The organism is Simplicispira piscis, from assembly GCF_054783455.1.
The window spans coordinates 151238-162207 of record NZ_BAAGQN010000014.1 but is presented as its reverse complement, the minus strand read 5'-3'; the positions used below and the strand labels follow the sequence as shown (position 1 = coordinate 162207).

General features: G+C 62.1%; 15 protein-coding genes and 1 other RNA gene. 4 read left to right on the top strand and 12 right to left on the bottom strand.

Going from position 1 to position 10970, the window contains the following annotated elements:
* Positions 1–2: 2 nt before the first annotated feature.
* The 12 genes from ACYVOC_RS09335 to ffs all read right to left on the bottom strand — a co-directional run bounded on the left by ACYVOC_RS09335 (position 3) and on the right by ffs (position 7390).
* Complete coding sequence (locus tag ACYVOC_RS09335) at positions 3–563, bottom strand: hypothetical protein (protein WP_461161628.1); 561 nt, start codon at positions 561–563, stop codon at positions 3–5.
* Entirely contained in the window at positions 556–762 is a 207-nt protein-coding gene (locus tag ACYVOC_RS09330) for a helix-turn-helix transcriptional regulator (RefSeq protein WP_461161627.1), read from the bottom strand. Before ACYVOC_RS09330 ends, ACYVOC_RS09335 begins: the two co-directional genes overlap by 8 nt.
* A gap of 266 nt (positions 763–1028) precedes the next feature.
* On the bottom strand, positions 1029–1592 hold the full coding sequence (locus ACYVOC_RS09325; protein ID WP_461161626.1) for a hypothetical protein: 564 nt from the start codon (positions 1590–1592) through the stop codon (positions 1029–1031).
* Positions 1593–1641: 49 nt separating this feature from the next.
* Positions 1642–2118 carry a hypothetical protein gene (locus tag ACYVOC_RS09320; RefSeq protein WP_461161625.1) on the bottom strand — a complete coding sequence of 159 codons (477 nt, stop codon included), beginning with the start codon at positions 2116–2118 and terminating at the stop codon, positions 1642–1644.
* A 113-nt stretch (positions 2119–2231) separates the two neighbouring features.
* A complete protein-coding gene (locus ACYVOC_RS09315; protein WP_461161624.1) occupies positions 2232–2699 on the bottom strand; it encodes a hypothetical protein in 468 nt (155 codons plus the stop codon).
* Positions 2699–3037 (bottom strand): hypothetical protein, encoded by a 339-nt coding sequence (locus tag ACYVOC_RS09310; protein WP_461161623.1) that lies wholly within the window; start codon positions 3035–3037, stop codon positions 2699–2701. The genes ACYVOC_RS09315 and ACYVOC_RS09310 overlap by 1 nt, the downstream gene beginning before the upstream one ends.
* Entirely contained in the window at positions 3038–3295 is a 258-nt protein-coding gene (locus tag ACYVOC_RS09305; RefSeq protein ID WP_461161622.1) for a hypothetical protein, read from the bottom strand.
* A 187-nt stretch (positions 3296–3482) separates the two neighbouring features.
* Positions 3483–4778 carry a hypothetical protein gene (locus ACYVOC_RS09300; protein ID WP_461161621.1) on the bottom strand — a complete coding sequence of 432 codons (1296 nt, stop codon included), beginning with the start codon at positions 4776–4778 and terminating at the stop codon, positions 3483–3485.
* A 104-nt stretch (positions 4779–4882) separates the two neighbouring features.
* Positions 4883–5194 (bottom strand): HigA family addiction module antitoxin, encoded by a 312-nt coding sequence (locus ACYVOC_RS09295; protein ID WP_461161620.1) that lies wholly within the window; start codon positions 5192–5194, stop codon positions 4883–4885.
* Between the two features lie 16 nt (positions 5195–5210).
* On the bottom strand, positions 5211–5489 hold the full coding sequence (locus ACYVOC_RS09290; protein WP_461161619.1) for a type II toxin-antitoxin system RelE/ParE family toxin: 279 nt from the start codon (positions 5487–5489) through the stop codon (positions 5211–5213).
* A 36-nt stretch (positions 5490–5525) separates the two neighbouring features.
* Complete coding sequence (locus ACYVOC_RS09285; RefSeq protein WP_461161618.1) at positions 5526–6827, bottom strand: tyrosine-type recombinase/integrase; 1302 nt, start codon at positions 6825–6827, stop codon at positions 5526–5528.
* Positions 6828–7293: 466 nt separating this feature from the next.
* Positions 7294–7390, bottom strand: an RNA gene (ffs, locus tag ACYVOC_RS09280) — signal recognition particle sRNA small type.
* Between the two features lie 72 nt (positions 7391–7462).
* Here ffs and dnaX point away from each other — a divergent pair.
* From dnaX to ACYVOC_RS09260, 4 genes are all read left to right on the top strand, one after another.
* The gene (gene dnaX / locus ACYVOC_RS09275; protein WP_461161617.1) at positions 7463–9427 is read left to right on the top strand and encodes a DNA polymerase III subunit gamma/tau; all 1965 of its coding nucleotides are present in this window, start codon (positions 7463–7465) and stop codon (positions 9425–9427) included.
* A 33-nt stretch (positions 9428–9460) separates the two neighbouring features.
* On the top strand, positions 9461–9793 hold the full coding sequence (locus ACYVOC_RS09270; protein ID WP_116003359.1) for a YbaB/EbfC family nucleoid-associated protein: 333 nt from the start codon (positions 9461–9463) through the stop codon (positions 9791–9793).
* Between the two features lie 15 nt (positions 9794–9808).
* Positions 9809–10399, top strand: a complete 591-nt coding sequence (recR, locus tag ACYVOC_RS09265) for a recombination mediator RecR (RefSeq protein ID WP_116003360.1) — start codon at positions 9809–9811, stop codon at positions 10397–10399.
* A gap of 76 nt (positions 10400–10475) precedes the next feature.
* Entirely contained in the window at positions 10476–10886 is a 411-nt protein-coding gene (locus tag ACYVOC_RS09260) for an MAPEG family protein (RefSeq protein WP_461161616.1), read from the top strand.
* Positions 10887–10970: the final 84 nt, after the last annotated feature.

Genomic DNA, 10970 nt, shown 5'->3' with positions numbered 1-10970 from the left:
GCTTACTCCTTCGCGCCGTCGATGTGGGACAGCTTCAATTCAAAAAGGCGCTCGCTCAGGGCTCGGCGGGCGCGGTCCACTTCAGTCGAAACGTGGTGATTCGCATTGGGCGGCAGGGCCAGCAGCGCCAGCGCGGAATCGATGACCGACACCAGCGCCTTGCCCGACTCCAGAGCAGCCAGCTCGGCACGGGCCAGCGCGAAGCCGCCATCCTGCTGGGCTCCGTCCGTGAGAGCTGCCCAGGCCAGAGCCTTCTCAGCCGCGCCGATTTGCGCGGTCAGGCGCTCGCGTTCCTCCATCAGCCAGCGGCGGATAGTGGTCTGGTTGGCGCTGACTGCCAGGCGGGCCTCATGGGTGGCATGCAGGGCCTGCGCCTGGGCATCTTCCAGAAACAGGGCATCGGGCAGGGTGCGGGCGGCTTCCAGGCGCTCGGCCTTGGCGCGCTCCGTGGCTCTCTGCACAGGACGCGGCGAAAGACCCAGCGAAATGGCACCGCCCAGCCGATGGCGTTCCTCGTCTGCCTGCCAGCGACGTTCAAGGGTGGAAATGTTTTCTTCAGACACGAGATTTCTCCTTGGGGGCGGGCGTGCGCTTGCCGTCGAAATAGGCGTCAAGCTCAGAGCACTTGAAAAGCACCAGGCGTTTGCTCACGCGGATGGGTTGGGGGAAGTCGGGGTCATCACGCATGCGGCGCGCGATGGTGCGGCGGCTCAGGTCGTACCGGGCCGCCACCGAAGATGGACGTAGCGTTTCAGGCTTCATGTCCTCTATCGTCCTGAATTGGCGGGTTTTGGCTCAACCCCATACTGGGCAGCGTCCCGCGCGGGCGGAACCCGTGATATGAGGTTTTCTGAGGTGTTCGCAGCCCTGGGCCTCGCGCGTGCGCGCGTACTGCTCCCACGGGTGCGGGCGAGCTTCAGAAAACTTCAGGTTTTTTTAGGTTCTGATGTCAGGTTTTGACAGGTCCGGGCGCACTCGGCCCAACAAAAAGCCCGCACGGCGGCGGGCTGGGTGGTGCGGGGGAGGCCTCACTGAATCGGATGCACCGGTCTGTTGTGCAGGCCATCCGAGAAACCCACGTCCTCCATGTGCTGGATGCCCGCCTCGATGGCCTCTACGGACACACCCAGCGTGTCGGCAATCTGCTGGGCGCTGTACACGGGCCGGCCATGCTCATCAACGTGGGTTGCGGTCGGCAGCGCTTCGGCCGCGATGGCCTCCGCCTCGCCCAAGTAGCGCGGCGGGGCGGCGTGCATCATCTTCATGAGCAGCTCGGTATGCTCCGGTGCTGCCGCAGCTTCCTCCCCCTGCTCATCGCGGATGCGGCCAATCTCGGTCAGCATGGCGAAGAACTCCGGGTAGTCGCGGCGCTCGATGTAGCCCTGCGCCCAGGCAATCATCGCCGGGCCTACGCTGGGGTCCAGGCGGTCAACCGCGTCCCAGTAGCTGGCAGGCGCACCCAGGAGTGCGTCGGCGTATTCACTCGCCAGGGCGGCCGGGGCGTCATTGAAAGCGCCATCTTTCCAGTACGGGACCATGGCTTCATGGGCTGCCATCAAACGGGTAATGCGTTGGGAATTGGTGGTGGTCATTGTGTTGTTCCTTCGGGTGTGTGGGTGGGCGTGTCATCTGCCCAGGTGCTCAGGCTTGTGCGTGCTCATCAAAGCAATGAAGCTTGGGCAGCGGGTGCACTGGTGCACTGGTGCACTCGGGCGGCGCGGTCTGCGGCTGCGGGCCTTCGCCAAAGCCTTCGGGCAAGCCTTCCTCGAAGTCTGCGCACCACTCGTCTGCCAGGTCACGCAGTGCCCGGAGCTGCGTCATCTCATACGTCAGGTCGGCGTGCTCGTGGTCGCTGTGCTTTGCCATCCAGCAGGTCAGGTCGTCGATGCGCTCGCGCAGGCCCTCCATGCGGTGCTGCAAGGTGGCGATGGTCTTTGCGGCCTGCCGGTCGCTGGTGAGGATGTTGAACTGTTCACAGACTGCGCGCAGTTGCCAGGGGTGAAGCAGTACCGACTGCGGTTCTTCAATCCCGTCCTGCTGGGTCAGCATGATTGCCGGGCCGTGTTCGTCCTTCACTTCTTCGATGGTCAGGTGGTGGTGGGTCAGTTTGGTGGTCATGGTGGTGATGCCTTTCAATGGGTCGGGCCAAATGCGGATGCAGATGGCTTCTCTAGATGGTTTCCGTGAGACGGTGTAGAGCGGGCACCAGAAACGGGCCTGATAGCACCGTCTCACGGTGTAGGCGCGGCCTTCCCTACACCGTGAGACGGTGTAAGGGTCGCGTTTTTGATGGCAGGGCCTTGCCGGTAGGCGCCACGCTGGAAGCTCTCGGCTGCCCCTGGGTCGTAGCCGGGCAAGCGGTCGAGGGCCTGCCAGGTGATGGCAAACCAACTGGCCTTGTTTGGCCGGTGACCTTTGACGGTTTCGTGAATGAATCCAGCCTCCAGCAGTTCGCGCTTTGCGCGAGTGATGACATCGGCGCTTTTCCAGCCACGCGCGGCCAGGTATGCGCCAGACGCCAGCAAACGCCCGTTGTTGTCTCGGACGAACTGACGTGCGAACTCCAGCAGCAGGGCGCGCGCCGGGTGGCTCAGACGGGCAAATGCCGGGCAATCCAGTACGGACCACGGCAAGGCGACAAAGCCCCCTGCATCCCGCCCTGAACTGGCTTTGCTGCCCTTGCTTCGCCCGTTGGCCATCAGCAGCCCTCCGCGCCAGGCTTCATGCGGCGGGCCTGCCACTGGCGCACCTTGCGGCGGTCTGTGGTAGTCAGGAAATAGACGCCAGGGCGGCAAATGAAGCCGTCGCGGTCGACAAAGTTGATTCGCTCGCAGGGCAGTTCCAGGCCACGGCGGCGCAGTTCGGCCACCAACTCGGGGCCATTGCTGCATCCCGCTTCGGTATCCAGGCTCTCGCGTGGCATGGGGCGGCGCAGTAGTGCGGCAATTGCGCGCAAGTGACGTGGGTTGTCTGTGCCGGTAAACTCGCGCTTGTTCGGGGCGCTCGGGTTTTCTGTGGAAGGCTCGGGCGTTTTCATTTACGCGCCCTCCATGCCCAGTGCAGCGCGGATGCCCGCCACTGGCCAGCCCAGGCGGCCATGGATGCGCACGGGGCGCAGGCCAGCAGGGAAGGTTTCGGCGCAAGCCCAGCCGCGAAGGGTTTGCGGGCGGCGGTTCAGGTAGTGCGCGGCCTGCTCGGTGGGAACCGTGGGGCGGTTCACCAGTTCCAGCGGGGGGAACTGCTGGGACTCAGATACAGCGCGGCGGGTATCGGCGCCGTGCGTGGTCGCTTGCATCGCGGTTTGCTTTCCATCCCAGCGGCGCGGGCTTGCGATATGCAAGGCATCCGGGCTGGCGATGGTGCAATTGCGAAAACCCCGAATGTTTCCGAACGCCCCCGGGGTTCTGGAATCAAGCATTCATGCGGGTTTGCGGTATGTGGCCCCCAAATTTCCGGGGTTCGCCCCCGGGGTTCTCACGATGTTAATCGCCGTCGAGATAGTCCGCTTCGAAGGTTTTCCATGCGTCCAGCCACGGCAGTAACAGGGGTTGTTTCTGGAACCTCGCACGCACAATTCGGGCCTGTGTGTGCCCGTTGTTCACCAGCGAAGCGGCAATCTTTACCGGGTTCCACCGTGTCTCGCTCACGCCTCGCTGTCCGGGAATTGCAACGCAGCTTTTCAGCCAATTTGGTTTGTCGCCAAGCGGCTTCCGCCACTGCTTTTCGTCCCACCGGATGCCGTTAAAGCAAAACGCAATATCGCCGGTTGTCAGTGGTAGTGGCGCGCCCTCGGGCTGTACAGGTGCTGTGGCCCGGGACGGGGGGAGTGACCACCCGCTTGGTGCACTAGCCCCACGCACTCCTTCTAGCGCGTCAACTTCCGCGGTTAAGGCGTACAGGTCCGCAACTTCAATCACGAGAGGATGGGTCAGCGGCACACCCCGCAAACAAGACTCTCTCGTTGGAGGCGGCAATGCATGCACCCGTTTTCCATCGCGGGTGTACGCCTCTCGGACATCTTCCGCTTTGCCATGAAGATAAAGCTCTTGCAGCGTGGCTTCATTTGCACGCAGGTGGCCGCTATACGCCCGCATATGCAATTGCTGTCCCGGACTTGGATTTGGCAGGTCTGCGATAGCGCCATTGGATAGCATGAAATACAACCCAAGGCTTCCCTTTTTTGCCAGTTCAATCACCTGCTGCGGCCTCATATCCAAACGCTGCGCAAGCTGGGCAATGCCTATCGTGTCTGGCTCGGCTTGACGCTGGGCTGGTATCAACCGTTCAAACCCCTCCATGACCAACTCGCGCCAGTTCTCGCATGGCCCATGTTGCGGGTCGTAGTTCAGTTCGCAGTCCGTGGGGTTGAAGGTGTCACGGTTGACCCTTGCACGCTTGCTGTTCGGTCCGTACTCTCGTTTGTGCGCAGCCTCAAAGGCTTCACGCCATACAAATGCACCGGCGGGCAGCAGCGCCAAAGATTCCTGCCGCCATTGCTGATAGCCAGACTCGTGCAAAGCCTGCGCGGCTTTAATCCTTTCACTGCAAGCGCGCAACTTCCGAGCTATCCAGTTCGCCCATTCGCGCTGTTCCATGACCTGATGACCGCCATTAGGATTTAGACGATGCGCGCTCATGCCCTTGAAGTATTGCAAAGTGTCGTCACCGGAGAAAATGCGGGCGCAAGCATCGGGAGACAGGACTTCCCAATCTGTCAGCAGCGGTATCGCACGAACCGGTATGGCCTCTTTGCCTTCAATAGTGACGATGACGTTCAAAGCATCCTCCCGAATGCTGCTCCCTCGATAGGAGCCCCAGCAGGCCGGCGGGAGGAACCGGCTTTTCGGCAGGATTGCGGCCCTGCCTAGCTGGGGCGAAACGGTCAGGCCATCGCTGGCGCAGGTTGAACGTGCATGGGCGCATCCTTGAATCGCTGCGCTGCCTGCCACATGTCATAGGCGCTTTGCTCGGCAAGCCACACGCGTGCATCCCCACCACGTTCCGCACCTAGCCAGGCTTCGATGCGCAGGGCCATTTCTGGAGAGACAGCGGCACGGCCATTGAGCACGCGGGATAGGGTCACGCGGGACACGTCCAATTGCTGGGCGGCCTGGGTCACACTCAGCCCCAGCGCGGGCAAAACATCATCGCGCAGCGTCAGGCCAGGGTGCGGGGGGTTGAACATGCGTGCCATCGTTGTTTCTCCTGTCTCAGTGGTAGTCCTGATAGTCCACCAGCACAGCGTGCACGCCTTCAAAGGTGAAGGTCATGCGCCAATTGCCATTCACGGACACCGACCAATGTCCGGCAAGGTTGCCATGCAGCGAGTGCAGGCCCCAGCCGGGCAGGTTCATATCCTGGGGCTGTTGCGCTTGGTCGAGTCGGGCCAGTTGCCGGGCCAGCTTGGGCGCATGGGCGGCCTGAATGCCCGCCTTGCTGCCTCGCTCGAAAAAGGCTTGCAGCCCCTTGTGACGGAATGACTTAATCACGGGTTGATTGTAGCGTGTAGCGATACGCTGCGCATATCACCCGGCCACCACGCGCAGCGTACCGGGTGCGGCCTTGGCATCAAACACAATCCCGGCCTGTTCCAGAATCCAGGCCTCGATGCGCTCATGGTGCACGCGCAGCAGTTCGAGCGGGCGCACGGTGTAGTGTTTCTCAGCGGTTGCGCTGGGCTTGTGGCCTTGAATCTGTGCCACCACGCCCACCGGCACCTCCAGCCATTCGGTCAGGCTCTTGAACGAGCGGCGCAGGCCGTGCAGGGTCAGGCCCTCCAAGCCAGCGGCATTGCAGGCGCGTGTGTGCGGGTTGTTGGGCTCGGTCAGGCACCCGCTGGCGCTGGTGGGGCTGGAGAACACCCATTCATTGCGGCGGGGCAGGGCGGCCAGCAAGTGCAGCATGTAGGGCGTCGCAGGAATTTCGCGGGCGCCCTCCACCTTGTCGCGGATGCTGATTCCCTTCCATTGGGCATTCACATCCTCCCAGCGCAGCGCCAGCACCTCGCCAGGGCGTGCGCCGGTCAGCAGCATCATTTGCAGGCAGGCGGCAATGACGGGGTTCTGTATCTGCTGGACGGCGGCAAACCAGGCGGCCAGTTGCTCGCGCTGTAGCACGTCCGATTTCGTCCCGGCCTTGCCCAGCGCCTCGCGGGCCTTCTTGGTTTTGGCGGGGTTCTTGTCCGGCAGCAGGGCGGCATATTCTGGCTGCTCTGCGCACCATGTCAGAAACACGGTCAGCAGCCGCCACGCCAGCCGGGCCGATGATGGGCGGGTCTTGCCTTCATTGGCGGCCCATCGTTCTATCGTGGCTTGGTCAAGGTCTTTCAGCGCCAGCGGCATCAGGGCGGCCAGCGGCCCCGGCTTGGTCAGTTGCTTTCCGCCACCACGGCGGCCCGATGGCTGGCCCCCGGCCTTTGCCTTGTCGATATGGTCACGGTAGTGCAGTTCGCCCCATAACGGGCGGCGCTGTTCAATGTAGGCGGTCCACACTTCGCCCACGGTCACGGCGGCCACCTTGTCGGCTTCCACCTTGGCAGCGACGGCAGCTTTGTCGGCAGCTTGGGCGGCCTGTTGCTGGCGCTCTAGCTCTCGGGGGTCGGTGCCACTGTCCACCAGCACTTTGAGGCGCTGCGCCTCGCCTCGGGCCTTTTCAATCGGCCAGTCTGTTGCGGTGCCGATGGTCAGGCGGATGGTTGCAGCATTCAGGCGTGACTCAAAAACGTAGGTTTTGCGGCCCGTGGGCGTCACGCGCAGCGCCAGGGCGGGGGTGTCGGTGTCCCATAGGAAAGCCTGGGATTTACCAGCCGGGCAGGTGAAGGCGTCCACCGCTGCCAGCGGTAAGCCTCACGCGGTTTTGTGGCTTGCTCATGGCGCCCTTTTGGAATCTGTAGGCAATCTGTAGGCAAATTTGGTAGAAATTGCCGAATTTCAATCAACACGTTTGCTGTGCGCGCATCCAGTGCATTGCGCGCAAGATGTTGATTTGTATTGATTCTATCTGCATCAATCAACACTGCCAAATAGCATAAAGTCAGGATTGTGATTCCTGTTGTCGTGGGTTCGAGCCCCATCAGCCACCCCAAGTAAAAGAAAAACCCGAATTTCGAAAGAAGTTCGGGTTTTTTTTGTTGGTGGTATTTGCTCAGGATTCTGCACCCCCAAAACAGGGTTGCACTCCAAGAGGGAATTGTCTTTGGATCGTGGGGATGATGCGCTTGGCCGCTGGAGCTGAGCTGCAGGCACCGCAGCCACGAGAGGGCTGCTGATGGATGGCTGGTGAAAGCCAGAAGAAGTTGACGAGCCTTACCCCCGGCACTGGCTCCACAGTTAGGGCTGCTTGGTTCCCCACCTGACCCGGTTGGCCGCTTCACCATGCGGGGAGGCCCGTCAGGGTCGATTGTACGCTGACTTGGCGTACCGTTCGAGCCCGCGGGGCTTGCGCAGCCCGTAGAATCGCCCCGATGTCTTACCTCGTGCTCGCCCGCAAGTACCGTCCGCGCAACTTCACCGAGATGGTGGGGCAGCAGCACGTGGTGCAGGCCCTGACCAACGCACTTACCCAGCAGCGGCTGCACCATGCCTACCTGTTCACGGGAACGCGGGGCGTGGGCAAGACCACGGTGTCGCGCATCCTGGCCAAGTCGCTCAATTGCCAGGGGCTGGATGGGCAAGGTGGCATCACAGCCACACCGTGCGGACAATGCCAGGCGTGCCGGGACATCGACAGCGGCCGCTTTGTGGATTACACCGAGCTGGATGCAGCTTCCAATCGGGGTGTGGACGAGGTGCAGAGCTTGCTGGAGCAAGCGGTGTACAAGCCGGTGCAAGGGCGCTTCAAGGTCTTCATGATCGATGAGGTGCACATGCTGACCAACACCGCTTTCAATGCCATGCTGAAAACGCTGGAGGAGCCGCCCGAGTACCTGAAATTTGTTTTGGCTACGACCGACCCGCAGAAGGTGCCGGTCACGGTGCTCAGCCGCTGCCTGCAGTTCAACCTGCGTCCCATGGCGCCTGAAACCGTGCGGGAGCATCTTGTGCAGGTGTTGCAGGCCGAAAACGTGGCGGCTGAACCCCAGGCATTGCGCCTGCTGGCACAGGCGGCGCGTGGCTCGATGCGCGATGCGCTGTCCCTGACCGATCAGGCCATTGCTTTTGGTTGTGGACAGATCGAAGAAGCAGCTGTGCGCCAGATGCTGGGCAGCGTGGACCGCAGCTATGTGTTCCGGCTGATGGATGCGTTGGCGCAAGGCGATGGCCGGACGGTGGTCGAAACTGTGGATGTGCTGCGCCTCAATGGCTTGTCGGCGGCCTCGACGCTGGAGGACATGGCGACCGTGCTGCAGCGCATGGCCGTGCTGCAGGCGGTTCCGGGCATGGAAGGAAGGCCGACCGACGCCGAAGACCCCGATGCTGCTGAAACGGCACGCCTGGCGGCATTGTTGCCGGCTGACGAGACCCAGTTGCTTTACAGCATCTGCCTGCATGGGCGTGGTGACCTGGGTCTGGCCTCCGACGAATATGCGGCGCTCACCATGGTGTTGCTGCGCCTGCTGGCTTTCAAGCCTGTAGGCGGCGCCCTGGAAAAAAAAACACTGTCGCAGCCTGACCGTCCCGCGTTAACGCCATCACCGGCGATTTCTACAGCACTGGTGGCCGCGCCCGCCGCTGCGCAGGGATCTGCGCCAGTCTCTGAGTACATGGTTTCAGAGGCACCAGAATATGGAGAAAAACAGGCTTTCGCGACCGCTGATAAAGCGTCGTTAGCTACTGTTTTGATAGTAAATGCTTCTTCGGTGGAGTCAACGGTAGCTGCGGCGCCCATGGCCGTGTCGGCGCTGCCTTCACCCCCAGCGCAGGTGCTGCCCGCGCGTATTGTGGAGGGCGTAGCTGCGGACGCAGGGGCGGTGTCTGGGCCTGTACCTGCCGAACCAGTCCCGACCGTCGTTGCGATTCCTGTACGCCAGACGCCCGAACCGGGTGCACGCCTGCAAGCCCAGGCCAGTGGAGAAGGGCGCGGCGCTGCGGCGCGTTTCACACCGACTGAAGAGGGCGAAATATGGCACGCCACGGTGCAGCAGTTGGTCGCCAGCGAGGTGATCACCGCGCTGGTGCGCGAACTTGCTCTGCAGGCGCAATTGGTGGCCCGCGATGGTGACCACTGGCTGTTGCGCGTGGAGCGCGAATCTCTGAATCAACCGACCACGCGCGAGCGCTTGCGCGGTGCTTTGGCTGCGGCGGGCCACGCGCAGCGCATCAGCGTGGAGTTGGGTGTGGTCATCGACAGCCCCGCCCGTCGCAATGCCGCCCTTGAGAACGAACGCCAGCAGCGTGCGCTCGACATCGTCATGAACGATCCCTTCGTACAGACCATGGTGCGCGAGTTTGACGCCCGCATTGTGCCCGGCAGCATTCAGCCCCTCTGATCCCTTATTTCCCATCACGAAAGGACTCTTTCCATGTTCAACAAAGGACAACTCGCCGGTCTCATGAAGCAGGCGCAGGCCATGCAGGACAACCTCAAGAAAGCGCAGGACGAGCTGGCCCACATCGAGGTCGAAGCCGAGGCGGGCGCCGGATTGGTGAAAGTGCTGATGACCTGCAAGCACGACGTCAAGCGCGTCACCATTGATCCGAGCCTGTTGGCCGAAGACAAAGACATGCTCGAAGATTTGGTGGCTGCCGCGTTCAATGCCGCAGTGCGCAAGGCCGAGGACACCTCGGCCGAGAAGATGGGTAAGCTGACCCAGGGCATGCCCGGTTTGCCTGGCGGAATGAAATTCCCTTTTTGACGGATTCTGGTTTTCATGTCGACCACCAACGCGCTTGAGGTGCTGGTCCAGGCCCTGCGACGGCTGCCGGGGGTGGGGGTGAAGTCGGCTGCGCGCATGGCTTTCCATTTGCTGCAGCACGACCGTGCAGGGGCCCAGGTGCTGGCGCAGGCCTTGGCGCATGCGGCAGACCATGTGAAGCATTGCACGCGCTGCCATACTTTCACGGAGGCCGAGGTGTGTGATGCCTGCCTTGACCCGGGGCGTGATGCGACGCGGCTGTGCGTGGTGGAAACTCCAGCCGACCAATCGGCACTGGAGCGCACTGGGGCCTTTCAAGGGCTTTATTTTGTGCTCATGGGGCGGTTGTCGCCGCTCGATGGCGTGGGCCCAAAGGACATTGGTGTGCAAAAGCTCCTGGAGCGCGCCACCGACGGTGTGGTGCAAGAGGTCATTTTGGCCACCAATTTCACTGCCGAGGGTGAAACCACAGCCTATGTGATTGGCGAGGCGCTCAAGGCCCGTGGCCTGACCGTCACGCGCCTGGCGCGGGGGGTTCCCGTGGGCAGTGAGTTGGAATACGTGGACTTGGGGACCATCGCCCATGCCTTGGCCGATCGCCGCTGATGTGCTATTGATACAATAGCTATTGCCGCTTGACAGTTAAGCGTTTGAAGCCTTTTTGAATGCCAGGAGTACAGCCATGCTGCCCCATTTCACCGTTGCCTATTGGTGCGTTTTCGTGGCGGCGATGCTGCCCTTGCTGTGTTCTGTCCTTGCCAAGCGGGGGAGCTTTGGCAAGAAGCGCTCCCAAGGCGGGTATGACAACCACGATCCGCGGACCTGGCTGGCGCAGCAATCAGGCGCCTCGGCCCGGGCCAATGCCGCGCAGGCCAACAGTTTTGAGGCGCTGCCGTTCTTCATTGGCGCCGTACTGGTGGCGCACCAGCTTGGTGCGGGACAAACGGTGCTCGACCTGTTGGCCGTGTTCTATGTGCTGCTGCGCCTGTTCTACATCATGATGTATGTGTCCGACATGCCCAGGGCGCGCAGTGCGGTCTGGGGCGTTGCTTTGTTGGTGAACATTGCCATTTTCTTTATTGGTTATCGCTAATAAACAGTGGTGACTGGCTTGAGCCAAATCGGCGGTACGTAGTAATCCTGACGGGCTCACCCTGATGTGCTGCGCGTGGGGTTT